A 24,026-nucleotide genomic window follows, 5' to 3' on the forward strand; every position below is an offset into this window, starting at 1 on the left:
TCCCCGGCCCTAGACGTCCACGCCGGACATGTCCGGGTAGCGGTCGCCGGCCGCGCTGCCGGGGGGAGCGATCCGGTCGAGCAGCGCGAGTTCGTCCCCGGTCAGCTTCAGTGCGGCGGCGGAGACGTTCTCCTCCAGCCGGGCGCGGTTCTTGGTGCCGGGGATGGGCACGATGTCGTCCCCCTGGGCGAGCACCCACGCCAGCGCGAGCTGGGAGACGCTCACGTTCCGGGCGCGCGCCGACTCCTCGACGCGTCGCACCAGTTGTGCGTTGTGCGACAGGTTGCCGGACTGGAACCGGGGCAGCCCGCGGCGGAAGTCGTCCTCCCCGAGGGCGTCGACGGAGCCGAAGCGCCCTGTCAGCAGCCCCCTGCCGAGAGGCGCGTAGGCGATGAATCCGATGCCCAACGAGCGCAGCACGCCCAGCAGTTCCCGCTCGGGGTCGCGGCTGACCAGCGAGTACTCGGTCTGCACGGCACACACCGGGTGCACCGCGTGGGCCCGGCGCACGGTCTGCGGCGACGCCTCCGACACGGCCAGGTGGCGCACCTTGCCCTCGCGCACCAGCTCCGCCATGGCGCCCCAGGTCTCCTCGATGGGGACGCTGCGGTCGACCCGGTGCTGGCAGTAGATGTCGATGACGTCGGTGCCGAGCCGGCGCAGCGATCCCTCGCACGAGGAACGCACGTACTCCGGGCGGCCGTTGACGCCGATCACCCGGCCGTCGGGGCCCTTGACGTTGCCGAACTTCGTGGCGATCAGGACGCGGTCGCGGCGGTCCCGTACGGCCCGGCCGATGAGTTCCTCGTTGGTGTACGGGCCATACATGTCGGCGGTGTCGAGCAGGGTCACGCCCAGGTCGATGGCGCGGTGGATCGTGCGGATGGATTCGTCGTCGTCCCAGGGGCCGTAGAACTGGGACATGCCCATGCAGCCCAGTCCGATGTCGGAGGTGACCGGTCCGTTGCGTCCCAGCGTGCGCATCACGCCTCCCCGGTGAGCACGATGTCCTCGAACAGGCGGGCCCAGTCCAGCAGGTGCCGGTCGGGCAGGAAGCGGGCGTCGACCCGCCGGCGTGCGGCGGTGCCCAGGCGGGCGGCCAGACCGGGGTCGCCGAGCAGTCGCCGGATCGCCTTGGCGGCGGCGCCGATGTCGGTGGGGTCGGGCAGCAGCAGGCCGTGCTCGCCGTCGGTCACCTGTTCCCGCAGTCCCGCGACGGCGCTGGCGACGAGCGGGCGGGACTTCCACATGGCCTCGGTCGCGGTGAGCCCGAACCCCTCGGCCAGGCTCTTCTGCACCACCACGCTCGCGTGCTGCTGGACGGCGTTGACCAGCAGCGCGTTCTCCCGTAGATCGGCCATGGGCAGGCAGACCAGCTGGACGCGGCCGCGCCACCGCGCGGGCAGCGCCTCCCAGGCGCGGCGACAGGAGTCGAACATCTGCGTGGCTTCCGGGTCGTCGCAGACGCCCGTGACGTCGGCGCCGACCAGCGACAGATACGCGTCCGGGCGGTCCGCCTCGACGAACGCCCGGAGCACCCCGGTCATGTCCTTGAGCCGGTCCCAGCGGGAGACCTGGACGACCATGGGCACCGAGGCGGGTGGGGGCGGCCCGTGCCGCAGCACCACCGCGGGCCGGGTGACGGTGACCGGCGGTCCCACGGGCACCGGTACGGTCAGCGGCAGCGCGCCGTCGGCGGCCGTGGCGGTGTCCGTGCCGGGGGCGACGATGCCCGCGGCGGACAGCAGCGAGAGGGTGGTCACGGCGTCGAGCGGCATGTTCTTGGGGCCGCACGGGTCGATGGACGGGGGGATGACCCGGGGCGAGGGTGCCCAGTCGGTGACGTAGCGGTCGGTGAGGAAGACGGCGGCGTCCGCCTGTTCCACGAAGGGGCGGAGGAATGCCTGTCCCTCGCGGGTGTGCCGGTTCGGTGTGTCGGTGCCGACGTGGCTGCGCCACACCACCGTCGCGCCGCGCTCCTTGAGGGCGGGGACGACCCCGGCGGGCTGTGAGTCGTGGACGATCACGATGTCGCCGGGGCGCACGAGCGCGGTGAGGCGGGCCGCGTTCTCGGCGTTGACCCGGCGGTAGTGATCCGACTCCACCGGGCCCAGCGCCCCGTCGTCGCCCTGGGCGCCGTAGAGCCGGGTGGACAGGCGTTTGGTGATGTCCCAGAACTCCATGTCCCCGTCGATCACCAGCCAGCGCGTGTCGAGGCCCAGCTCCCGGCACAGCGGGACCAGGGAGTGCAGCAGCTCGGCGACCCCGCCGCCCGCCCCGGTGGAGTTCACGTTCCAGACCGTGCGGCCGTCGAGCAGTTTCCTCGTCCGTTCGGCGGCCGTGCGCAGGTGTTCCGCGCGGTCCGCGCCGAGCGCGTGCAGATAGGGGGTGAGGGTCGTCGGTCCGATCGGCACTTCACGCATGGGGGGCTCCCAACGTCACGGGGGCGGGCCCGGTGGCCTGCCCGTTCTCCTCGCCGGTCCGGGGGGCCGGCGGCTGCCCGGCGGGGCGCCACGGCTCCGGCACGACGCATTCCACCAGTGCCGGTCCCGGCCGGGTGATCGCCGCCGCCAGTGTCCGGCGCAGTTCCTCCCTTTCGGCCGTGTCCGCTTCGTCGCGGGTACGGCCATCCGGTCCGGTCCGCCGGGTGTGCACGCCCAGTGCGGCGGCGGCCTGGACGCAGCCGCGGGCGTCCGGCGCGCCGGCGCGGGTCTCCGGGGCGGCGCACACCAGGAACGTCACCGGGGCCGACTCCCGGACGGCCGCGGCCACATGCCGTAGCCCCCCGGTGAACGTCCCGGGGCTCAGGCAGCACAGCACCCGGGCCGAGGGCTCGGCCAGCGCCAGCCCGACAGCCCGCGCGACACCGCCCGCGGTACGCGCTCCGAGCAGTCCCTCGTCGTCGAGCACGACGACCCCTGTCCCGATCCGTGCCACGGCATCGGCGATCGCGGCGGCGGGTGTCGCGGGGGCGGGTGTTCCGGCGGCCGGCGGAGTGGGGGCGGCGCCCCGGAGCCCGGCGTCCGCGGCGGTGGCCGGGGACTGCGCGCCGGCGTCCGCCGCGGCCGGCGTCCCGCCGGGACGGGGCCCGTCCTCCCCTTCGGCCACCGCGCCCCGGGGTCCGGCGTCGGCGTCCCGCGCCGCCGGCCCGACGGCGTCCCGCGCCCCCGCGGCGGGCCGTGGCACGGTGGTCGTGTGGCCGCGGGCGAGGGCGTCCAGGGCCGCGGCCGGGTCGCTGACCGCGATCGCCTCCCACGGTCCGGTGCGGGCGTGCGCGCGGGCCGTGGCGGGGTCGAGGGTCAGCAGCATCCGGCGGCCCCGCTCGGGTTGCCCGGCGGTGCCCGGGTCGGCGCCGCCGTCGCCGAGGGCGAGGACCAGGTCCGCCGCCTGCACCGCCTTCCGGTGGGCGGGGGACGCGGGGTCGAGGCGTGCCGGGGCGTCCGGCTCCGCCTTCGCCGGGCCCCACGGCGGTCCCACGCGCAGGACCGTGGCGCCGGTGCGGTGGGCGAAGGCGTCCAGCGCGGCACCGGCTCCCGCCACCGCCACCGTGCGGTCGTCGGCGAGCACCACCAGCCGGTCGGCCGTCAGCAGCGCGCCCTCCAGTGACCGCAGCGGCCCCGGGAGGCCCGGCGCGGGCACGGCGGTGAGCGCCGCGCGCAGTGCGGACAGCGGCACCCATGCCGTGCGCAGTGCCTGGGGCGGCAGGGTGAGCAGGACGGGCCCGTGCGGGGGGTCCAGCACGTCCCGGACCGTCTCCCGCAGTGCCGTGACGAAGCCGTCCACGGCGGCGCTCCGCGCCCCGGGATCCTCGGGCACCGGTCCGCACGCGTGCCGGGCGCCGCTCAGCCGCCCGGCCAGGCGGACGAGTTCCCCGTCCGCGTCGGACGCGGACGGCAGTTCGGCCAGGACGAACACCCCGGTGCCGTCCCGGCGCAGGTCCTCCAGCGCGCCGAGCCCGTCCGTCAGGCCGCGGGGCGAGCGCAGGAGGGCGGCTCCCCGGCCGGGACAGGACAGGCCGGCCCCCGCCGCCCGCAGCAGGCAGTCCCGGCCCTCGTCGGCCGCGACGAACCGGCCGAGCGAGGCGAACGCCTCACGCAGCGGCGATCCGTCGGCGTCCGCGCCGAAGACGGCCGTGACGCCCGCCCGCCGCAGCGTCAGGGCCACCGCCTCGGCGCCCGTGAGCAGCACGTCGTCCGGGTCGGGCAGGACGCTGCCGAGGGGGTGTTCCAGGGCGTCCGGCGAGCACTCCAGCACGTCGGCGACGGCAGCGGCGAACGCCGGCCGGCCCAGGTCCGCGACCAGCCCGGCGGCCAGGCCGTCCGGAGTGCCCGGCGGGCGGGTGAGCAGCGTCCGCACCATGTCCGTCACGAAGGGTCCCGCCGCGCGGGCGGCCCGCACCCGTGCGGCGTCGATCGCGAACGGGGCGAGCGCCGTGGACCCGGTGTCCGCGGCCGTCACCCGGACCGGCAGGTCCAGCGCGCCGGAGGCGTCGGTCTCGTCGAACGGCGGGTGGCCGTCCTGGGCCAGGGTGAGGCGCAGCACGTAGCGGCCGGGCTCGGCCGGCACCCGGGCCCGTACCGGCACCCGGGTGGTGTCGTCCGGCGGCAGGGAGCGGGGCAGTTCGGCCCTGATGGGTTTCCCGCCCGTGGTCACCACCGCGCCCTCGGAGTCGTACCAGCGGTGCACCACGCGCACCGGGTGGGGCGGTGCCGGGGTCAGCAGTTCCGTGCCCTCGTTGCGGACCAGGATCTCCAGGGTCAGCAGGGCGCCGGGTTCGGCCCGTGTCTCCCCGGCGGGCGGCTCGGCCGGGCGGACGGTGGCGCGGCGGCCGGACTCGGGCAGCGGGTCGCCGATGGCCCACAGCCGCGCGGGGCGCCGGCCGAGCCGCTCGAACAGGCCGCGCTGCCCCTGCTCGTGGGTCCTGGTGCGGTTCGCGCCGAACCCGCGCCGGGCGCCGGACACCAGGGCCGTCGGCGCCAGGCTCAGGGCGTACACCTCGCGCGCGGGCAGGTCGACCAGCGCGGCCAGGCTCCAGTCGGCCCGGTCGACCGCGGCGACCGCCGCCGTCTCCACCGAGGTCGCGGCGTGCCGGTGCGGGCTGAGCCCGACGAAGACATGACGGTCGGTGACGGCCAGTCCGCGGGGCCAGCCGGGCAGCGCGAGCCGGCGGGTCGCCTTGCGGGTGGCGTCGGCGATCTCCAGCAGCTCGCCGGAGGCCGAGTCGCAGACGAGCCAGGTGCCGTCGGCGTACCAGGGGTTGTGGGGGGCGCGCAGCCCCTCCAGCAGTGGTTCCCCGGTGTCCAGGGCGACCACCCGGCCGCTGGCGGGCTTGCCGTTCTCGTCCCAGCCCCGGCGCCGCAGGAACGGGCCGAACCCGCACACCGCGACCCGCTCGCCGTAGCGGGCCAGGCTGTTGAGGTGCCAGCTGTCGGTCTCGCCGGGCGCCCGCCAGCGCCACAGGGTCGCGCCGTCGGGTGCCACGCACCGCACCTCGTTCTGCGTGGTGGCCGCGACCAGGACCCGTCCGTCCGCGACCAGGATGTCGTGCGGGGTGGAGACGTCGTCCAGCCGGTGGTAGCGCAGGACGCCGGTCGTGTCGTACACCACCAGCTCGGCCGGGCTGCCCTCGGCGCTCCACAGGCACCGGTAGAGCAGCCCGTCGGCCAGGTCGAGGCCGGTGCTGGAGACCCGGTCGATCTCCGTGACGGTGCGGTCCACGGCGAACAGGCCGCCGCCGATGGTGTGGTGGGCGTCGAAGCAGGAGGCCAGCAGCTGCCGGCCGGGCGGCAGCAGCTCGGCCAGGGAGGCCGGCCGTACCGTGGGTCCGGGGCGGGTCATGAGGCCTCCGTCCCCCTCGCCGTGGCGGCCGGTTCCAGGACGGTGCCGCGCCAGGCGCCGGCCGCGGGTCCGGTGAAGAAGAGGGCGGCCGCCAGGAGGGCGTCCTCGGGGGCCTCCGTCATGGCGTGGACGGACACGCCGTGGCGCCGGCATTCCGGTGCCAGGCCGTCGAGCTGCGACCGCAGGTCCCCGGCGGTCCGGCCGGGACCCGCCAGCAGGATCGAGCCGCCCAGTCCCTGGCGGGCGAGCACGGGCAGGGCCTCGGGGGCGGTGTGCCCGGAGCGGGTCGCGTCGACGAGCACGTCGAAGCCGCCGTAGGCGAGCACCGCCCGGCGGACGGCCTCCCCGGGGTCCGCGCCGGCGGGGGTCAGTGCCACCGCGCGGCGCTCGCCGTGGTCTGCCACGATCCGGCCCACGGCCTCGGCGACCCGGGCCGGGTCCTCGCCCGCGAGCGCCACGTGCGCGTCCTCGGCCGCCAGCAGGGCGGCGAGGGCGGCGGTGCGGTCGTCGTCCACGCCGGTCAGCAGGACGACGCGGCCGGCCAGCGGTCCGTCGGACGAGCGGAGCTGGGGCTTGAAGCGCATCAGGGGCCAGTACTCGTCGGCCGCGCCCTGGGCCTCGCTCAGCGAGCTGTAGCCGCCCGCCGCGTCGGCCGCGCGCACCACCGTCATGGTCTGCCCGAAGTGGTCCGCGCACAGCCTGGCCTTCGCCGCGTCGCTGCCGCTGGTCACCACGCCGATGCCGGGCAGCACGACCGCCCGGGGGGCGTCGCTGCGCCGGCCGAGCGCCCGGCCGGCCTCGGTGATGTGGTGTTCGTAGTAGCCGTCGTACCACTTGCGGTGGTGTGCGACGCCCTCCAGCACGGCGCGGACGGCCTCGTCCACGGCGTCGGGGGTGAGGGGCCGTGTCGTGTGCCCGGGCGTGCGGAGCGGGCCGAGCACCAGCGGCCGGTATCCCACGGTGACCAGGTGGTCGGGGCAGGCGGGGCCGGCCTGGCTGAGCGCGGGGCCGCGCGCCGAGGAGCTGAAGGCGACCGCTTCGGGGGTGCGGTCGGTGTGCAGCACGAGTCCGGGGGTGCCGGCGGACAGCGCACCGCGCAGCGCGGGGAGGATTCCGGCGAGCAGCTCCGTCGCCGTCTCGCTCGGTGGCGCCTCGACGGCGGTGCCGCCGAGGTCGGGTGTCCGGTGGATCGCCCGGTCCAGGGCGCTGGTGGCGCGGGAGACGGCCTCCAGCGAGTTGAGGTAGCACTCCTCGCTGGTGTCGCCCCAGGTGAACAGGCCGTGGTTGGCCAGGAGCACGAACCGGCAGCCCGGCCGTGCGTCGATGCGGTCGGCGAGTTCGCGGGCGACGCCGATGTCGAACTGCCGGTAGTCGAACCAGATCGCCTCGTCGCCGAACTCCTCCTCGGCCAGCCGGCGTCCGTCGGGAACGGAGGTGAGCGCGATGACGGCGTCGGGGTGGCAGTGGTCGACGTGCCGGGCCCGGATGAAGGCGTGGGTGAGGGTTTCTATGCCGGGGCGGGGCTGTTCTCCGCGCAGACCGCAGGCCAGGACGCGGTCGATCATCTCGCTCTCTTCCAGGGGGCCGCAGTCGCGCAGGGCCCGCAGGTCGGCCAGGCGCAGGGCCGGGAAGTCGGCGGCGGTCGTGGTGGCGCCGTCGCAGCCCCAGGCGCTCATCCACAACACCTCGGTCGGCCTGCCGAGGTGGTCGGGTGCGGTGCCCTTCGCCGAGAAGTTGCCGCCGCCCTCCTTCGTCAGCGCGGGGTCGGCACCGACGAGGTGGGCCCGGTACAGCACCTCGTCTCTGCCCGTCAGGCTTTGGGCCGCCGCCCGGTCCCACCGGTGTGCCGGGCTCGGTAACAGTGACGCAGCAATCCCACTCATGACCTTCGTTCCTCGACTCGCGGGGGGGGTGCACGGCGGATCAATGAAAAAAAGACGACAACGCTGGAGACGGTCTGTCATGGGTGCCGAAGGTGCGGCGGACGCCTCCGCCTTCACCGGATATCCCGAAAACCGGGACGACGGGTCACGGCACACGACGATTTACCGGGGCGCGTTCTGATCCCCTTGGACGTGTTCTCAGGCTAACCCGGGGTCAAACCCGTGCAACACAAGCTCTTTGACAGGACGACGATTCCGCCAAGCTGACCGGACCGCAACCCGGTGATCGATCTTGCAAAACAACCTGGTTATTTATCCGTTCAACGAGGAAATCCGCTCTGCCCGTTACCACAGAAAGATCGGCCCAACCGGTTCGCGGCGGGGCCGTTATCTGTCCGAAACCGCTCTCCCGCGGTTCCTCGCCGCCCTTTCGCGTGCCTAGTCTGCGCAGGACGCGTGTCCCCGGCAGGCCGTCGGCCGCCGGGCACGAAGCCCCACCCTGCTCAGTTCAGGAGCGGCTGTGAACTCCTTCTCTTTCTGCACCTGTCACCCCGGGGCCACCGTCTGGCTCACGGGTCTGCCCAGTGCCGGCAAGACCACGATCGCCAGAGCCGCGGCCGGGCGCCTGAAGTCGCGGGGCCGCCGGGTGGAGGTGCTCGACGGCGACGAGATCCGCCGCTTCCTCTCGGCGGGCCTGGGCTTCTCCAAGGAGGACCGCGACACCAACGTGCGGCGCGTCGGCCTGGTCGCCGAGGTGCTGGCCCGCAACGGCGTGCTCGTCCTGGTGCCGGTGATCGCGCCGTACGCCGAGGGCCGCGAGGCGGTGCGCCGGCGTCACGAGGCGAGCGGCACCGCGTACGTCGAGGTCCACGTGGCCACACCGGTGGAGGTGTGCGCGCGGCGCGATGTGAAAGGCCTCTACGCCCGGCAGGCCGCCGGCGAGCTGACCGGCCTGACCGGCGTCGACGACCCGTACGAGCCGCCCGTCGCCCCGGACCTGCGCATCGAGGCGCACGGCCGCGGTGTCGACGAGAGCGTCGGCTCGTTGCTGACCCTTCTCTCCGAACGGGACCTCGCATGACCGACGACCGCGGAACACGGCTGCTCACCGAGAAGACGAGGAGCACCCGACGGGACGGGTACGCGCTGCCCCACCTGGCGGCGCTGGAGTCGGAGGCGGTGCACATCCTGCGGGAGGTGGCGGGCGAGTTCGAGAACCCGGTGATCCTGTTCTCCGGCGGCAAGGACTCCATCGTGATGCTGCACCTGGCGCTGAAGGCGTTCGCCCCGGCGCCGGTGCCCTTCGCCCTGCTGCACGTGGACACGGGCCACAACTTCCCCGAGGTGCTCGCCCACCGGGACCGGGTGGTGGCCCGGCACGGGCTGCGGCTGCACGTGGCCTCCGTGCAGGACTTCATCGACCGCGGCGAGCTGCGGGAGCGCCCGGACGGCACCCGCAACCCGCTGCAGACCGTGCCGTTGCTGCACGCCATCGCCGCCCACCGGTTCGACGCGGTCTTCGGCGGCGGGCGCCGTGACGAGGAGAAGTCCCGGGCCAAGGAACGGGTGTTCTCGGTGCGGGACGAGTTCGGCGGCTGGGACCCGCGCCGGCAGCGGCCGGAGCTGTGGCAGCTGTACAACGGCCGGCACTCCCCCGGTGAGCACGTGCGCGTCTTCCCGCTGTCGAACTGGACCGAGCTGGACGTGTGGCAGTACATCGCCCGGGAGGACATCGAGCTGCCGGCCGTCTACTACGCCCACCGGCGCGAGGTGTTCCTCCGCGACGGCATGTGGCTGGCGCCGGGGGCCTGGGGCGGGCCGCGGGACGGCGAGCGGCGGGAGGTGCGCCGGGTGCGCTACCGCACCGTCGGCGACATGTCCTGCACCGGCGCGGTGGACTCCGACGCCGTCACGGCCGAGCAGGTCATCGCGGAGATCGCGGCCTCCCGGCTGACCGAGCGGGGCGCGACCAGGGCCGACGACAGGCTGTCGGAGGCCGCCATGGAGGACCGTAAACGCGAAGGGTACTTCTGATCCGATGACCACCGCTGCCACCACCTCCGCCGCCGACGGTCCGGTACCGGGCCCGCTGCCGGCCGCCGCGCTGCTGCGCTTCGCCACCGCCGGGAGCGTCGACGACGGCAAGTCCACCCTGGTCGGCCGGCTGCTGCACGATTCCAAGTCGGTGCTGGCCGACCAGTTGGAGGCCCTGGAACACGCCTCGCGCACCCAGGGCGCCGAGGGTCCCGACCTCGCGCTGCTGACCGACGGGCTGCGCGCCGAGCGGGAACAGGGCATCACCATCGACGTCGCCTACCGCTACTTCGCCACCGCCCGCCGCCGGTTCATCCTGGCCGACACCCCCGGTCACGTGCAGTACACCCGCAACATGGTCACCGGGACCTCCACCGCCGACCTGGCCGTCATCCTGGTCGACGCCCGCAACGGCGTGGTCGAGCAGACCCGCAGGCACGCGGCGATCGCCGCGCTGCTGCGGGTGCCGCACGTGATGCTGGCGGTGAACAAGATGGACCTGGCCGGCTACGACCGGGCGGTGTTCGCCCGGATCGCCGGGGAGTTCGGCGCGTACGCGGCCCCGCTCGGGGTGCCGGAGGTGACCGCCGTCCCCGTCTCCGCGCTGGCCGGGGACAACGTGGTCGAGCCGAGCCCGCGCATGGGCTGGTACGACGGCCCCACCGTGCTGGAGCACCTGGAGGGCGTCCCGCTCGGCGACGACCCGGCCCAGGGCGCGGCCCGGTTCCCCGTGCAGTACGTCATCCGCCCGCGCCTGCCCGAGCGGCCCGGCTACCGCGGTTACGCCGGCCAGATCGCCGCCGGGGCGTTCCGGGTGGGCCAGCCGGTGACGGTGCTGCCCTCGGGCCGGACCTCCCGTGTCGTCGCGATCGATCTGCTGGGGCGGCCGGTGAGCACCGCGTGGGCACCGCAGTCGGTCACGCTCCGGCTCGCCGACGACCTCGACGTCTCGCGCGGGGACCTGATCGCTCCGGCCGACGCCGCTCCGCGGCTGTGCCGGGAGGTCACCGCCACCGTCTGCCATCTCCACGACAGCCCGCTGCGGGCCGGCCGGCGGGTGCTCCTCAAGCACACCACCCGCACCGTGAAGGCGATCGTCGAGGACATCCCCTCCCGGCTGTCCCTGGACGACCTCTCCGCCACGGCCCGGCCCGACCGGCTGGCGGTCAACGACATAGGCCGGGTGCGGCTGCGCACCGCCGAGCCCCTGCCGTTGGACGCCTACGCCTTCTCCCGCCGCACCGGATCGTTTCTGCTGATCGATCCCGCCGACGGCGCCACGCTGACCGCGGGCATGGTCGGCGACGCCTTCGCGTAAACGCACACGGCATGGAACACCGGGCAATTCCCGGCGGCGGCGCCCCGCCGGGTCCGGTGTGATGCCGCGAAATATCCGGTGTGATGTCGCGGAAAGCGGGAAACCGGGGAGGAATTCCTTCCGCGTGCTTGGTTCCTTTTTTACGCGGGGTGTTTTTCCTCCAGGGATGTGCGTTCCGTTCGACGCGCGGGGGACACGCCCCGGTTGCGTGCCGCGTAGGCGATGGCGCCCGAAGCGACGATCATCACGGCAATGGCATTGAGTGCGACGGGCAGACCAAGTCCCTGGGCGAGGAATCCGATCGATGGCGGCGCGACCAGAATTCCGCTGTATCCCAGCGTCGAGGCGAGCGCGACACCGTCCGGACCGCCCGCCGCGCCCGCCCGGGCCATGGCCACCGGAAAGATGTTGGCGAGGCCCAGCCCGGTGACGGCGAGCCCGGCGAAGACCAGCCACGGCTGCGTCGACAGGGCGACCACGACCATGGCCGCCCCCGCCACCAGCCCGCCGGCCGTGACGACCCCGGTCTGCCCGAGGCCCTCCAGCAGCCGGGTGCCCAGCAGCCGTCCCAGGGCGAGCATCAGGGTCACCGTCGCGTACCCGGCCGCCGCCACACCGGGCCCGGCGTCGAGGTCGTCGCTGATGTGCAGCGGCACCCAGGTGTCGAGGGCCCCCTGGCTGTAGGCGGCGCACAGGCCGAGCACGCCGAAGACGAGGACGTCCGGGCGCACCCGCGCGGAGCGCCGGCCTGCGGTGTCCGGCCGGTCCCGCCGATCCGCCGCCGCCGTGTCGCCCGCCCGGCGTGACGGGGTGGGGGTCGACAGCAGGACACGGCCGCCCAGCGCGGTGGCCAGCAGCCCGACCGGCACCAGCAGGAGCAGGTGGCGGGTGGGGGTGAGGGTGGTGGCCAGCAGCCCGCCGAGTCCGGCTCCGGCCAGGCTGCCCAGGCTGTTGGCCGCGTGGAAGCCCGGCATGAGGGGCCGGTCCGTCGCCTGGATGAGTTCCACGGCGACGCTGTTTCCGGCGACGTCGATGCCTCCGTAGGCGGCGCCGAAGAGGATCAGGACCAGGCCCAGGGTGGGCGCCGAATGGGTGAGGGGGGACAGGAAGACGGTGGCGGACAGCAGGGCGGCCGTCGCGACGGTCATGCGGCGGCTGCCGAAGCGGCGGCACAGTCTGCCGGTGACCAGCATCGACACCACGGCCGCCGCCGTCATGCAGAACAGGGCGAGGCCGAGGGACGCGGGCGACGCGTGTGTCTGCTCCTTGATCGCGGGGATCCGGATGGCCCAGCCGGCGTAGAGGAAGCCGCCGAGCGCGAAGAACAGGGTGAGCGTGATCCGCAAGCGCAGGAACTGCCGCTCGGGGGTTGGTGCGGTGGGGGGGAACGGTGCGACCGATGGTTTGTTCATCTGCGACACAAAATCCAACCTAGGGAGCGCCGCGAACCCGGCACAAGAGCGGATTCGGACACTCCGGGCGGGTGAGACACGCGGGGGCCGGTGATGACTTCCGTCGCGCGGGGGCACCAGAGACCCGGAAAGGAGGTGCGGACCGTGACGAGCCTCAGTGACTTCCGCATCGACGTACCGGAGCACGCGCTGGCGGACCTGCGTGACCGCCTCCGGGGCACACGCTGGCCGACGACGACCCCCGGGACGGGCTGGAGCCGGGGCGTTCCGGCCGACTACCTGAGGGACCTGGTGGGCTACTGGACCGACGGCTACGACTGGCGGAAGTGGGAGGCCAGGCTCAACGCGTTCCCGCAGTACGTCACGGACATCGACGGGCAGCGCGTCCACTTCCTGCACGTCAGGTCGCCGGAGCCGGGCGCCCTTCCGCTGGTCCTCACGCACGGCTGGCCGGGCTCGGTGGTGGAGTTCCTGGAGGTCATCGGCCCGCTGACGGATCCGCGCGCCCACGGGGGCGATCCGGCCGACGCCTTCCACGTCGTCGCCCCGTCCCTGCCCGGCTTCGGCTTCTCGGTGCCGCTGGCGGAACCCGGCTGGGACTACGGCCGGACGGCACGCGCCTGGGCGGAGCTGATGGACCGCCTGGGCTACCGCCGCTACGGCGCCGGGGGCGGGGACGCCGGTTCGGTCATCTCGCCCGAGCTGGGCCGGCACGCCCCCGAACGGGTCGTCGGCGTCCACATCCACGGCGGGCTGGACTTCCCCTCCCTCGGCCCCGCCGAGCTGGCGGGGCTCGGCGGGGCCGAGCGGGCGCGGCTCGCCGCCGCCGACGGCATCCGGCGCGAGGGCCGGGGCTACTCGGACCTGCAGAGCACCCGGCCGCAGACACTGGCCTACGCCCTGAACGACTCGCCCGCCGGGCAACTCGCCTGGATCGTGGAGAAGTTCAAGGAGTGGACCGACCCCGCCCGGGCGCTCCCCGAGGACGCCGTCGACCGCGATCTGCTGCTGACCAATGCCACGCTGTACTGGCTGACGGGCACCGGGGCGTCCTCGGCTCACATCTACTACGAGGAGCGGATCGCCGACCGGCCCGCCCCGCCGTCCCCGGTGCCCACCGGTGTCGCCGTGTTCCCCAGCGACCCGGCCGTGCGGAGCGTGCTGGAGCGCCGGCACCGCGTCGTGCGCTGGTCGGAGTTCAGCCGGGGCGGGCACTTCGCGGCGCTGGAGGCGCCCGATCTCCTCGTCGCCGACACCCGGGCCTTCTTCCGCGCCCTGCGCCGCTGACCGGGTCCGCTCAGGTGTCCGGCCGCGCCGTCAGCTCGGTGTTGATGATCGCCTCGACCAGGGTCTCCCCCACCGGGGTGAGCGTGACCGTGCCCGCGGCCTCGTCGGTCTCCAGGAGCCCCCGGCGGCGCAGGGAGTCGAAGCCTTCGCGCCGATCGGGTCCGAAGAGCGAGGAACCGGGGAAGCGCCGCCGGTGCACGTCCTCGCGCAGCGGGCGCAGCGTGGACAGCGCCATGGTGATGGCCCTCGTCTCCCGGGCCCGCGCGGTGAACCCGGTGGCGGAGTCCAGGGGGATCCGCCCGGCCCGCACCGCTTCGCCGTACCGCCGCCAGTCGACGTCCGTCATCGCCTCGGAGCGGTGGCAGCTGGAGCTGCCGCCCAGGCCGATGGCGACCTCGGGCCGCTGCCGGTCCTGGTCGGCCATGAGGGACTTCCACTTCTCCGGGCCGGCTCCGGGCCGGGCGAAATACATCGTCGGATGCTCCGTCCAGCCGGCCTCGCGCAGCCCGGTGGTGAGGATCTCCCGCATCTGGTACTGCTCGCCGAGCGTGGGCCAGTGGTGCCCCCGGGACGCCAGCCGGGCCCGGTAACCGGGGAGTTGCCAGGCGGCGGGCCGCACCCCGGAGACGCCGGTGCGGGTGTCGGCGAAGTCCCGCAGGTGCAGCTTGGTGCACACCACGGCGGTGGGCTCGTGTTCCAGTACGGTCTCCAGGTCGCGCCGGACGCTGTCCACGCTCTGGTCGAGCAGGCCGTACATCAGGTCCACGCCGACCCGCTCGAAGCCGGTGGCCTTGGCCCGGCGGATGAAGTCCGTGCAGGCGGCGGCCGTGTGTTCGCGCCCGCTCAGGCGCAGCACGTGGTCGTCGAAGGACTGCACCCCGCTGGAGATCCTGCCGCAGCCGAGTTCGGCGAGCAGTTCCAGCTTCTGTGGTGTGAAGGTGGTGGGGTCGCCCTCGAACCGTACGGTGGTGCCGGGGCCGAAGCCGAAGTTCTCGCGGTAGAAGTCGAGCAGCCGGCGGATCTGGTCGGCGGGCAGCAGCGACGGGGTGCCGCCGAACACGTTGAACTCGCCCACCGGCGCCGTGGCCAGGTGCGGGAGCCTGCGCAGCCAGAGGCGGGCCTCCCGGATGTTCCAGTCCACCCACTGCGCGGCCCGCCGGTCCACCGTGTCCTGGGGGCCCTTGACGATGACGACCGGGTACTGGCAGAACCGGCAGCGGTAGGAGCAGGTGGGGATGTAGGCCCACAGGTGGATCGGCCCGGTGGTGCTCAGCTGGGTGTCGAGGTCGTCCAGGAACCGCTCGGGGTCGTAGCCCTCGATGTCGCCCGGGAAGACGTGGGCGCCGAACGGGTCCTCCCGCACGTAGTCCAGCAGGTGCCGGTTCTCGGGTGCGGCGAGGGCGTGGACGGCGTCCGGGACCGGCGCGGCGGGGTCCACCGCCAGCAGGGAGTCGAGCGCGGGGTCGGTCATCAGAAGACACCCCCGTTGCCGAAGTAGTCGTGGGCCTCGCCGGATTCGCGGTCCTCGCAGTAGTAGGCGACGAACTCCCGGAACCGCTCGCGGGGGACGTCCGCCAGGCAGGGCGGCAGGGGCGGCGGGTGGCCGATGTCGTCGCCGACGGTCGCCCGCAGCCGCTCGAAGAGCTGGTCGGCGAACTCGAAGTAGAGGCGGAAGGACGGGGTCTTGTAGCGGTGGATGGGGGTGAAGTCCAGGATGCGCATCTCGCCGACGATCTCTTCGACGCGTTGCCGCAGCGCGTCGGCGAGCGGGGCGCCGAAGAAGTCCCGTACCGGGGCGGTGGAGAGCAGGTCCGGGTCGAGCAGGACGGGCAGCAGGAGGTTCTTGGGCGTGAAGTCCTTGATGGAGAACTCCCAGGCGCGGCGCGCCTCGTCCTCGGTGAGGTCGCGGACGCCCGGGGTCTGGCGGTCGTCGGCGGCGGGGCGGATGTCCCGCATGACGATGGTGCCGTGCGAGCCGTAGGCCTTGCCCTCGATCACCTCATCCAGGGCGTGGTCCACCCGGCGCGGGTTGATCTCCACCCGGGAGGCGGGGACGTACACCCGGCTGCCGCCGAGTGCGGACACCTTGATGCCGAAGTCCCAGTCGTCGGAGAGGTGGTTGACGAAGCGGCCGTTCTCCACCTGGTAGAAGATCTCGATGCCGCCCGCCCGGTCGTGCGCCCGGCGTTCGACGGCGAACCCCTTGCCGTCGGGGAAGCCACCGAAGAGGGTGAAGGCCACCTGGCGGCAGCGCAGGGTGCGGGAGATCGCGTCCCACAGCCGGGGCCGGTCCGCGAAGTGCTCGGCGCGGTAGAAGTAGTCGCACACGCCGATGTCGGCGCCGCTGTCGTCCATCGCCTCCAGGAGCGTGGCCAGCCACCGGGGGTCCACCCGGCAGTCCGCGTCGGCGGAGACCAGGTAGAACCGTTCGTCGCCGGCGGGCCGGCCGGCGCTGCGGTCGGCGGCGAACCGCATGCCGGTGCGGCGGGCGCACGAGACGCCCTGCTCGGGTTCGCTCACGATGTGCAGGGGCAGGTCGGGGTGGCCGGCCGCGAAGCGCTCGGCCAGTGCCACGGTGTCGTCGGTGGAGTTGTTGTCGACCACCACGATCTCGTACAGCTCCGGGTCGAGCCGGCCGTCGCCGTCGCGCTGGTCGTACAGCGACTCCAGCACGGCGGTCAGCTGGGCGGCCTCGTTGTACACCGGGAGGATCACGCTCATCCGGGTCCTGCCGCCCATCGGGGTGAGGACGAGTCGGTCGAGCAGGCCGGCCGCGGCCGGCCGGCCGAAGGAGCGGGCGCCCAGCCGGTGGTTGTGCTCCACCGTCGCGGACCGCAGGTCGTCGTCGTTCAACAGCTGTGCCACCTCGTTCACGAACGCGGGGGTCGGCAGGTCGTCGTGCAGGACGGGTGCGCGGAAGCCCTTGTCGCCGTACACCGTCGGATACAGCTCGTAGGCGCTGGTGATGTAGGGGACCTTGGCGGCGATGGCCTCGCCGATGGGGTTCCCGTAGCTGTCGTAGTCGTAGGAGGTCAGGAACGACACCAGGTCGGCGTGGGCCAGCAGGTCGCGGACGGAGGGGCCGCCGCCGGCGGGCGTGCCGGCCGCGTCGGGGTCCGGGGCGAGCCAGCCGCCGAAGACGATCCGGTCGGTGACGCCGAGGCGGGCGGCGAGCGCGGTCAGCCGCCGGTACTCGCGGGGGTCCTCCGCGGTGTCGCCGGCCACGAACAGGCGGACGTCCGTGGTGCGCGCGAGCCGGACGATCAGGTGGATGTCACGGTCGATGCGTTTTTGCGGGATGATCCGGGTGGTGCGCGCGATCAGCCGGGCGCCGTCGGGTATCGCGTGGTCGGCGCGGAAGGACGCGTTGCGCGGGCCGGTCGTGGCCGCCCGGTGCGGGAACACGTTCGGCAGGACGTCGATGTGGCGCACGTGCGGCGCCCAGGCGCGGGTGAGGGACCTGGCCCGCTCGTGCAGCGCGAGATAGCGGACGTGGACGGAGTCGAGCAGCGGCGGGACGTGCGGGTACGGGGGGCTGCCGTATTTGCCGCTGCCGGGCTCGCTCTGCCACATCAGGTCGTGGTCGCGCCACAGCACGTAGCGGCCCAGGCGGTGCCGGGCGCCGTAGGCGACGATCGCCTGTTGCAGGGCACGGGTGACGATGATGTTCTCCGGCAGGGTGCCGTTCTCCACCAGCACCCGGGTGACGCCGAGCGATTCCCACAGGGACAGCACCCGTTCGCACAGGGCGTCCGCGGTCCGCTCCACGCGTGGCAGCAGCCGCGGGTCGCCCTTCTCGACGACTTCCTGGAGGACCTCGGTCACCAGCGCGGCGTCGTAGCCGGCCACGGTGTCGAGTCCCGGTAATCGCGACAGGCGTATCCAGGGCGGCAGCAGCCGGGCCTCGTCACGGTACGGGACGAAGAACCGTCCCTTGTCCGCCTTGATGTCGTAGCCGAGGTCGAGGTGCACCTCGTAGCCCCGGTCGTGGAAGTGCCGGGCGGTCTTCGCGAATTCGACGACCACTCCGGACAGGGGTGTCGCGTCGAAGGACACGCCCCACAGGACCGTCATGTCTCGCCTCCCTCCCCCGGCAGGGCTGCCGGGCTCGTCGGCCAACCACTCGACGCTAAGGGGGAGATCGCGGAATCGTACAGACCGCAACCATGCCGCTGTGGGGTGGCCGGTGCCGCCGCCGGGGCGGGTGTCATCTTCGCGGGGATCGCGGGTAGGGCGGTCGGTATGCCTTCGCGAGCCGCTGCCCCGCCGCCCCGGGAGAGTCCGCTGCCGTCCGGGAGGAGGGCCCGTGGGTGAGACCCTGGCACTGGCCTCCGCGCTCTGCTTCGGCGCGACCCATTTCGCGGGCGGGCTCGTCTCCCGCCGCGTCGACGGCATCACCGTGGCCCTGTACGCACAGCTCGCCGGGACCGTGGTCGCGCTGGTGGCGGCCCTGTCGTCGGCCGGCGGCCCGGCGACGGCGGGTGACTACGGCTTCGGCGCGCTGTCGGGTGCCGGTACGGGGGTGGGGGTCGCCTTCCTCTACCGGGCGATGTCGCAGGGGAAGATGAGCGTCGTCGTACCGGTCAGCGACGTGGGTGCCGTCACCCTGCCCGTCCTGGTGGGGGTCGCCCTGCTGGGCGAGCGGCCGGCCGCGGTCGCCTGGGTCGGCATCGTGGCCGCCGTGCCCGCGCTGTGGCTCGTCGCGCAGGCGCCCGGTCCCGGTCCGGGCGGTGAGGGCCCGCCGGTGACCGCGGGGGTGCCGGCCGCGCTGACGGCGAGCGCCGGCATCGGGGTGCAGTTCCTGGCGATGGCCCAGGTGGGAGGGGACGGCGGGCTGTGGCCCGTCGTGGTCAGCCGGGTCGTGTCCGTCGTGGTGATCGCCGCGGTGCTCGCCCTGTACCGGGCTCCGGTGAGGATGCCCGGGCGGCCGGCGGCGGTGGCCGTCGCGGCCGGTGCGGTGGGGACGGTCGCGATCATCCTGTATCTGACGGCCACCCGGCACCAGTTGATGGCCGTGGCCACCGTGCTGTCGGCGCTCTATCCGGCCGTCCCGGTGCTGCTGGCGCTGTTCTTCCTGGACGAGCGGCTGACCCGGCGGCAGGCCGCCGGGCTGGTGTGCGCGGCCGCCGCCATCGCGCTCATCGCCCTGCGCTGAACGCGCCGCCCCCTCGCCGCCGGCGGCCCGCACGGTCGGGACCGGCCCGGAGATCTCGTCCTGGAGCAGGACGCGCCCCGGTCGCCGGAGCGCGCGGAACCGTTCGGCCGGGCGCGGCGGCCGGGCCTCGCCGCCGCGGGGGACGCGGCGCGGGCCGGTGACGCCGGCGGGGGCCGCAGCCTCCGCGGTGACCGCCGGGCGGGGAGGTCAGCGGGGCCGCAAGGAGGTGAGGACCAGGTCGACGCTCTGTTCGGTCAGCTCCGGGGTGAGCGGGCCGTGGCCGAAAAGGGCCCGGTAGTACACGGGGGCGGCCAGCGCGTCCAGGACGAATTCCATGTCGAAGTCCGGGCGGATCTCCCCGTGCGCGGCGGCGGCGCGCAGGCGGCGGGCGGTGGAGGCCCGCCGGGACCGGAAGACGGACGCGAGGAATTCCTCGCGGAGTTCGGGTTGCCGGGCGAGGTCCGCGACGAGCGCGGGCAGCACCCGGCTGACACTCGTCGCCGTGAAGGCCTCGACGAGCGTTCCGACACCGGTGAGCAGGTCGGCCCGCAGATCGCCGGTGTCGGGCGTGGGCTCGTGCCCGAGGGCGGAGGCGACGGCCTCGGCGACCAGGTGCTGTTTGGACGGCCAACGGCGGTAGATGGCGGGCCGGTAGACCCCCACCCTCGTGGCGACCTGGCTGATGGAGGTCCCCGCGTACCCGATCTCGTCGAGGAGTTCGAGCGTGGCGCGCAGCACGGCCTCGTCGATCTGCGGGTCCTTCTTGCGGCCGGCCGTACGAGCGGCGCCGTCCGGGCGTGTCGAGCTGCGGGGCACGGGGTTGCCTTCCGGTGCGGTGCGGGATGTTCGTCCCCCCAGTCTGCCGCCCGCCCTCGGAGCGGCGGGGAGGGGGAGCCGCCGGCCCTCGAATTGATTCAGTACGCACTGTATCGTAATACTGTCCTGCCGCACCCTCAGATCGGACGGTGCCATGCCTCTCGGCTCACCCGCCTCCCCGCACGACACGGACCAGGCCCCGGCGGCGAAGCCGCCCTCCGCCCGCACCCGGTTACTCCTGGCGGCCCTCGCGCTGCTCGCGCTCGACCTCCGGGCGCCGCTCACCTCCGTCGCCCCGCTGCTCACGCCGCTCCGCGCCGATCTGCGCCTCGGCGACACGGCGGTGGGGGTCCTCACCTCCCTGCCACTGCTGTGCCTGGGCCTGTTCGCGTTCGTCGCGCCACGGCTCGCCCGCCGCTACCGCACCCGGACCCTGCTGGCCGCCTCGCTCGCCGTCCTCACCGCCGGCGGGCTGCTGCGGGCCGGGACCTCGCCCGGTGCCCTGTTCGCGGGCACCGTGCTGGTCGCGGCGCCGATCGGGGTGGCGAACGTGCTGATACCGAGCCTCATCAAACGCCGGTTCCCGCGGTCCGTCCCCCGCGTGTCCGCGTTCTACTCGGGCGCGCTCACCCTCGGCGCCGCCGGCGGCCCCGCGGTGGCGGTGCCCCTCGCCGGCGCCACCGGCTCGCCCTGGCGGGCCCCGCTCCTGCTCCTCGTGGTGCCCCTCGCACTGGTCACCGTCGCGGTGGTCCTGATCGCCCTGGACCGGGAGCCGCACGACAGGCCCTCCTCCGCGCCGCCGGACCCCGGCGGGCGGCCGCTCGCGCTGTGGCGGAACCCGCTGGCCTGGCAGGTGACCGTGTTCTTCGGGGCGCAGGCGCTGTTGTCGTACACCGTCTTCGGGTGGCTGCCGAGCATCGGGCAGGACCGGGGGCTGAGCGCGGCGTCCGCGGGGCTCGCGCTGTCCCTGTGCAACGCCGTGGGCGTGCTGGGCGCCTGGCTGCTGGCCGTCTCCGGGCGGCGCCTGCCCGATCAGCGGGCGGCCGGGGTGAGCGTCGCCTGCCTGACCGCCGTCGGCCTCACGGGAGCCCTGGCGGGACCGAGCGGCCTGCTCTGGCCCTCCGTGGCCGTTCTGGGACTCGGGCTCGGCGCCGGATTCGCCCTGTCCCTCGGCCTGTTCGCGCTGCGCTCACCCGACGCGCCGACCACGGCCGCCCTCTCCGCCATGGGCCAGGGCTTCGGCTATCTGATCGGTGTGCTGGGCCCCTTGGGGGCGGGAGCGCTGCACGATGTGACCGGCACCTGGGCGTGGCCCCTGGCCGCGCTCCTGATCGCCTGTGCGGTGCAGCTCGCGGTCGCCCTCGTCGCCGGCCGGTCCCGGACACTGCCCGCCGCGCCGTCCCGCTGACGACGGGGTACGACGCGGCCGCTCGCGCGCCGACCGGACGCCGCGGCGGGTGCGCCGGCGGCGGCCTGAGCGGTCTCCCGGCTGGGGCCGTCGCCGTGCGCCGCCACCGCGCACGGTCACGGTGCCGGGCGCTCGATGCGCAGGACGTGCTGGTCGTGGCGGAAGGTGTACGTGCCGTCGTCGTCGCCGAAGTGCCGTCGTACGTACGCCTCGACCGCCGCGCGCGTGGCGGAGGGGGCGTCGGGGACGCTGAGGAGGAAGTCGGCGACCGCGAGGGTCTCCTCCAGGTTCCGTCCCCGGTACCGGGCGGGTACGACGTCCAGTTCGGTGCGGCCGGCCAGTCCGGGCGGGAGGGTCGCCAGTTCGCCGACGAGTTCGCGCACGTCGTAGTGGCGGCCGGTGAAGTGACGCACCATGCGCATGCACGCGTTGTCGGGGTTCTGCAGCAGCACCAGCAGGACCCCGCCCGGCGCCACCCATTCCATGATGCGTGCCGTCGTCGCCGCCCACTCGGCGCGCGGGACGTAGTACAGCACGTGCGACAGCAGGGCCAGGTCGGCCCGCGCGTCCACCCGGGCATCGCCGACCGGTTCGGCCACCACCTCCGCCCGCGGACAGGCCCGCACCAGCGCCCGCCGCATCGGCTCGCTCGGCTCGACGCACACGGTGCGCTCGAAGAGCGGGGCGAGGTACCGCGTCGTCGTCCCCAGGCCGGCGCCGATGTCCAGGAACACCCGCCGAGCGGGCAGTCGGTCCACCACCCGGCGCAGGTAGGCGTGGGTGACGGCCTTCTCGTCCGACCCGGCGAGGAACACGTCGAAGGCTTCCCGGTAGGCCTCGTCGTCCGTACCCGTGATGCCCTGCTGCGCGGCCTTCCGCAGTTCCACTGGCCACTCCCTTGGTGCGATGCGGCATTCGGCGAGGCCACAGTGGCACGCGCGGGATCCGACCGGCGGGAAACACGCCTCCGGGGGAGGGCGAGGGGGCGGGGCGCACCGGAGCGGGCCGGGACGGCGCGGCGTACGCCCCCTCGTCGGCCAGGCCCCCGTCAGCGTGGTGCGTCGACGATGTCCTGGGTGCCGATGACGGTGAGCAGGTCGAACAGGCCGGCGCTGTCGGTGCCGGCCACAGGGGCGAACCAGAGCAGCCGTTGTCGGCCGTCCTCGCTGAACAGGTTGAGGCAGTTGACGTGGATCAGACCGAGCGCGGGATGGTGGAGGCGTTTGCGTTCGTCCCGCCGGAAGGCCACGTCGTGGTCGGCCCACAGCGCGGCGAACTCGGCGGAGCGGTCGAGCAGCGTGGCGATCATCGTGGCGGCCTCGGTGTCCTTCGCGTCCCGCCTCGCGGCGGCGGCCCGCAGGTCGGCGACGAAGGAGCGGGAGTGGCCGTCGTGGTCGGCCTCGGGGTAGAGGCGCCGGGTCTCGGGCTCGGTGAACCACCGGTGGACGAAGCTGGCCCGGGCGCCGCGGAAGCCGGACTGGTCCCCGAGCAGGGCCACCGCGAGCGGGTTCTGCACGAGGGTGACGTGCAGGTCGGTGATGACCTGCGCGGGTGTCGACGTCAGGCGTCGCAGCAGATCGAGCATGCCGGGATGCACGTGCGAGGCGGCGCCGCCCTGCCCGGGCACCGGGCGTCCGGCCAGGTGGTAGAGGTGATCGCGCTCGTCGGCGGTCAGGCGCAGCGCCCTGGCCAGGGCGGCGATCATCTGCTCGGACGGCTGGGAGCCGGCCCCGCGTTCCAGCTCGTTGTAGTAGTCCACCGATGCCCCGGCGAGCTGGGCGACCTCGTCCCGCCGCAGCCCGGGCACCCGGCGCCGGGGGCCGGTGGGCAGCCCCACCTCCGCCGGGCGGATGCGTTCACGCCGTGAACGCAGGAAGGCGCCCAGCTCGGTGTACTTCGCGGAACCCATGGTCCCCATTGTGCGCGCGGGCGGGCCGCGGACACAGGGGATGAGATCCCCTGGTTCCGGTGGCCGGCGGCGTTCACGCTGGAGGCATGAACGCAATCCCCTCCACTCGACCGCCGTCGATCCCTCAGCCGTCATCGGCCCCTCGGGTCGCCGTCGTCACCGGCGGATCGCGCGGCATCGGACGGGCCGTCTCCCGGAGACTCGCCGCGGACGGCCTGGCCGTCGTCGTGAACTACGCCCGTGACGCGACCGCCGCCGAGGAGACCGTGGCCGCGATCACCGCCGCCGGCGGGCAGGCGATCGCGGTGCGGGGCGACGTGGCGGACGAGGACGCGGTCGCCGCGCTGTTCGACCGGGCGGAAGAGGAGTTCGGCGGTGTGGACGTCGTCGTCAACTCCGCCGGCCGCATGGCCCTCTCGCCGATCGCCGACCTGGACCTTGCAGTGCTCGACGCGGTGCTCCGCACCAACGTGCGCGGGGCCTTCGTCGTCGCGCGACAGGCGGCGCGGCGGCTGCGGGCGGGCGGTTCGTTCGTGGGGTTGTCGACCTCCGTGGTCGGTACACGGTTCCCCGCCTACGGCGCGTACACGGCGAGCAAGAGCGCCGTCGAGGCGATGACGCTGATCCTCGCCCGGGAACTGCGCGGACGGGACGTGACCGTGAACACCGTCGCGCCCGGTCCCACCGCCACGGATCTGTTCCTCGAAGGCAAGTCGGCGGACGAGGTCGACCGGCTCGCCAGGACCCCGCCGCTGGAGCGGCTGGGCACGCCGGAGGACATCGCGCAGGTGGTCGCCTTCCTCACCAGTGCGCAAGGGCACTGGGTGAACGGGCAGATCCTGCGCGCCAACGGCGGCATGGTCTGACGACGCGGCCGGACGGCTCCCGCACCCGCACCCGCCGAGGACGACCGGCCCTCCGCCCGAGGCTTCCGCATCCCGAGAAGAAACCGATCCCCAGGAGAGA

The 24,026-nt window shown here is 74.2% G+C and carries 17 protein-coding genes; 7 read left to right on the forward strand and 10 right to left on the reverse strand.

The window, feature by feature from the left end; all coding sequences use genetic code 11:
• Window positions 1–9: 9 nt before the first annotated feature.
• The 4 genes from ACZ63H_RS17220 to ACZ63H_RS17235 are packed head-to-tail and all read right to left on the reverse strand — an operon-like array spanning window position 10 to window position 7,721.
• Window positions 10–984 (reverse strand): aldo/keto reductase, encoded by a 975-nt coding sequence (locus ACZ63H_RS17220; protein WP_469865785.1) that lies wholly within the window; start codon window positions 982–984, stop codon window positions 10–12.
• A complete protein-coding gene (locus tag ACZ63H_RS17225; protein WP_469865787.1) occupies window positions 984–2,423 on the reverse strand; it encodes a glycosyltransferase in 1,440 nt (479 codons plus the stop codon). Before ACZ63H_RS17225 ends, ACZ63H_RS17220 begins: the two co-directional genes overlap by 1 nt.
• Window positions 2,416–5,838, reverse strand: a complete 3,423-nt coding sequence (locus tag ACZ63H_RS17230; RefSeq protein WP_469865789.1) for a DUF4915 domain-containing protein — start codon at window positions 5,836–5,838, stop codon at window positions 2,416–2,418. The genes ACZ63H_RS17225 and ACZ63H_RS17230 overlap by 8 nt, the downstream gene beginning before the upstream one ends.
• Window positions 5,835–7,721: a class II aldolase/adducin family protein gene (locus ACZ63H_RS17235; protein WP_469865791.1), complete on the reverse strand. Its 1,887-nt coding sequence runs from the start codon at window positions 7,719–7,721 to the stop codon at window positions 5,835–5,837. The genes ACZ63H_RS17230 and ACZ63H_RS17235 overlap by 4 nt, the downstream gene beginning before the upstream one ends.
• A 520-nt stretch (window positions 7,722–8,241) precedes the next feature.
• On the opposite strand from ACZ63H_RS17235, the gene cysC reads away from it, so the two are divergent.
• Genes cysC through ACZ63H_RS17250 form a run of 3 tightly spaced genes read left to right on the forward strand, consistent with a single transcriptional unit; the run spans window position 8,242 to window position 11,073 of the window.
• Complete coding sequence (gene cysC, locus ACZ63H_RS17240) at window positions 8,242–8,802, forward strand: adenylyl-sulfate kinase (RefSeq protein WP_469865793.1); 561 nt, start codon at window positions 8,242–8,244, stop codon at window positions 8,800–8,802.
• On the forward strand, window positions 8,799–9,755 hold the full coding sequence (cysD, locus tag ACZ63H_RS17245) for a sulfate adenylyltransferase subunit CysD (protein WP_469865795.1): 957 nt from the start codon (window positions 8,799–8,801) through the stop codon (window positions 9,753–9,755). The genes cysC and cysD overlap by 4 nt, the downstream gene beginning before the upstream one ends.
• A gap of 4 nt (window positions 9,756–9,759) precedes the next feature.
• Window positions 9,760–11,073 (forward strand): sulfate adenylyltransferase subunit 1, encoded by a 1,314-nt coding sequence (locus ACZ63H_RS17250; RefSeq protein WP_469865797.1) that lies wholly within the window; start codon window positions 9,760–9,762, stop codon window positions 11,071–11,073.
• A 140-nt stretch (window positions 11,074–11,213) separates the two neighbouring features.
• On the opposite strand, the gene ACZ63H_RS17255 is transcribed toward ACZ63H_RS17250, so the two are convergent.
• Entirely contained in the window at window positions 11,214–12,485 is a 1,272-nt protein-coding gene (locus ACZ63H_RS17255) for an MFS transporter (RefSeq protein ID WP_469865799.1), read from the reverse strand.
• A 93-nt stretch (window positions 12,486–12,578) separates the two neighbouring features.
• Between ACZ63H_RS17255 and ACZ63H_RS17260 the strand changes: the two genes are divergently transcribed.
• Window positions 12,579–13,772: an epoxide hydrolase family protein gene (locus tag ACZ63H_RS17260; RefSeq protein WP_469865801.1), complete on the forward strand. Its 1,194-nt coding sequence runs from the start codon at window positions 12,579–12,581 to the stop codon at window positions 13,770–13,772.
• Between the two features lie 10 nt (window positions 13,773–13,782).
• On the opposite strand, the gene ACZ63H_RS17265 is transcribed toward ACZ63H_RS17260, so the two are convergent.
• Both ACZ63H_RS17265 and ACZ63H_RS17270 read right to left on the reverse strand, forming a co-directional pair.
• A complete protein-coding gene (locus ACZ63H_RS17265; protein ID WP_469865803.1) occupies window positions 13,783–15,243 on the reverse strand; it encodes a radical SAM protein in 1,461 nt (486 codons plus the stop codon).
• The gene (locus ACZ63H_RS17270) at window positions 15,243–17,846 is read right to left on the reverse strand and encodes a glycosyltransferase (protein WP_469865805.1); all 2,604 of its coding nucleotides are present in this window, start codon (window positions 17,844–17,846) and stop codon (window positions 15,243–15,245) included. The genes ACZ63H_RS17265 and ACZ63H_RS17270 overlap by 1 nt, the downstream gene beginning before the upstream one ends.
• Before the next feature lie 232 nt (window positions 17,847–18,078).
• On the opposite strand from ACZ63H_RS17270, the gene ACZ63H_RS17275 reads away from it, so the two are divergent.
• Window positions 18,079–18,927: an EamA family transporter gene (locus ACZ63H_RS17275; protein ID WP_469865807.1), complete on the forward strand. Its 849-nt coding sequence runs from the start codon at window positions 18,079–18,081 to the stop codon at window positions 18,925–18,927.
• Between the two features lie 207 nt (window positions 18,928–19,134).
• Here the strand turns inward: ACZ63H_RS17275 and ACZ63H_RS17280 are convergent, their stop codons facing one another.
• Window positions 19,135–19,743, reverse strand: coding sequence for a TetR/AcrR family transcriptional regulator (locus ACZ63H_RS17280; RefSeq protein ID WP_469865809.1), 609 nt, complete (start codon window positions 19,741–19,743; stop codon window positions 19,135–19,137).
• A gap of 154 nt (window positions 19,744–19,897) precedes the next feature.
• Here ACZ63H_RS17280 and ACZ63H_RS17285 point away from each other — a divergent pair, with 154 nt between their 5' ends.
• The gene (locus ACZ63H_RS17285; RefSeq protein ID WP_469865811.1) at window positions 19,898–21,151 is read left to right on the forward strand and encodes an MFS transporter; all 1,254 of its coding nucleotides are present in this window, start codon (window positions 19,898–19,900) and stop codon (window positions 21,149–21,151) included.
• Window positions 21,152–21,267: 116 nt separating this feature from the next.
• Here ACZ63H_RS17285 and ACZ63H_RS17290 read toward each other — a convergent pair whose 3' ends face one another.
• Together ACZ63H_RS17290 and ACZ63H_RS17295 are read right to left on the reverse strand one after the other, a co-directional pair.
• Complete coding sequence (locus ACZ63H_RS17290; protein WP_469865813.1) at window positions 21,268–22,038, reverse strand: class I SAM-dependent methyltransferase; 771 nt, start codon at window positions 22,036–22,038, stop codon at window positions 21,268–21,270.
• A 161-nt stretch (window positions 22,039–22,199) separates the two neighbouring features.
• A complete protein-coding gene (locus tag ACZ63H_RS17295; protein ID WP_469865815.1) occupies window positions 22,200–23,060 on the reverse strand; it encodes a helix-turn-helix transcriptional regulator in 861 nt (286 codons plus the stop codon).
• Between the two features lie 86 nt (window positions 23,061–23,146).
• On the opposite strand from ACZ63H_RS17295, the gene ACZ63H_RS17300 reads away from it, so the two are divergent.
• A complete protein-coding gene (locus tag ACZ63H_RS17300) occupies window positions 23,147–23,926 on the forward strand; it encodes an SDR family oxidoreductase (RefSeq protein WP_469865817.1) in 780 nt (259 codons plus the stop codon).
• Window positions 23,927–24,026: the final 100 nt, after the last annotated feature.

The organism is Streptomyces sp. NPDC104831 (assembly GCF_055583025.1).

Excerpts from the sequence above, each read along its gene's own strand:
- ACZ63H_RS17220 (WP_469865785.1), bottom strand. The coding sequence starts at position 984 with ATGCGCACGCTGGGACGCAACGGACCGGTCACCTCCGACATCGGACTG.
- ACZ63H_RS17225 (WP_469865787.1), bottom strand. The coding sequence starts at position 2,423 with ATGCGTGAAGTGCCGATCGGACCGACGACCCTCACCCCCTATCTGCAC.
- ACZ63H_RS17230 (WP_469865789.1), bottom strand. The coding sequence starts at position 5,838 with ATGACCCGCCCCGGACCCACGGTACGGCCGGCCTCCCTGGCCGAGCTG.
- ACZ63H_RS17235 (WP_469865791.1), bottom strand. The coding sequence starts at position 7,721 with ATGAGTGGGATTGCTGCGTCACTGTTACCGAGCCCGGCACACCGGTGG.
- cysD (WP_469865795.1), top strand. The coding sequence starts at position 8,799 with ATGACCGACGACCGCGGAACACGGCTGCTCACCGAGAAGACGAGGAGC.
- ACZ63H_RS17250 (WP_469865797.1), top strand. The coding sequence starts at position 9,760 with ATGACCACCGCTGCCACCACCTCCGCCGCCGACGGTCCGGTACCGGGC.
- ACZ63H_RS17255 (WP_469865799.1), bottom strand. The coding sequence starts at position 12,485 with ATGAACAAACCATCGGTCGCACCGTTCCCCCCCACCGCACCAACCCCC.
- ACZ63H_RS17260 (WP_469865801.1), top strand. The coding sequence starts at position 12,579 with ATGACTTCCGTCGCGCGGGGGCACCAGAGACCCGGAAAGGAGGTGCGG.
- ACZ63H_RS17265 (WP_469865803.1), bottom strand. The coding sequence starts at position 15,243 with ATGACCGACCCCGCGCTCGACTCCCTGCTGGCGGTGGACCCCGCCGCG.
- ACZ63H_RS17270 (WP_469865805.1), bottom strand. The coding sequence starts at position 17,846 with ATGACGGTCCTGTGGGGCGTGTCCTTCGACGCGACACCCCTGTCCGGA.
- ACZ63H_RS17285 (WP_469865811.1), top strand. The coding sequence starts at position 19,898 with ATGCCTCTCGGCTCACCCGCCTCCCCGCACGACACGGACCAGGCCCCG.
- ACZ63H_RS17295 (WP_469865815.1), bottom strand. The coding sequence starts at position 23,060 with ATGGGTTCCGCGAAGTACACCGAGCTGGGCGCCTTCCTGCGTTCACGG.
- ACZ63H_RS17300 (WP_469865817.1), top strand. The coding sequence starts at position 23,147 with ATGAACGCAATCCCCTCCACTCGACCGCCGTCGATCCCTCAGCCGTCA.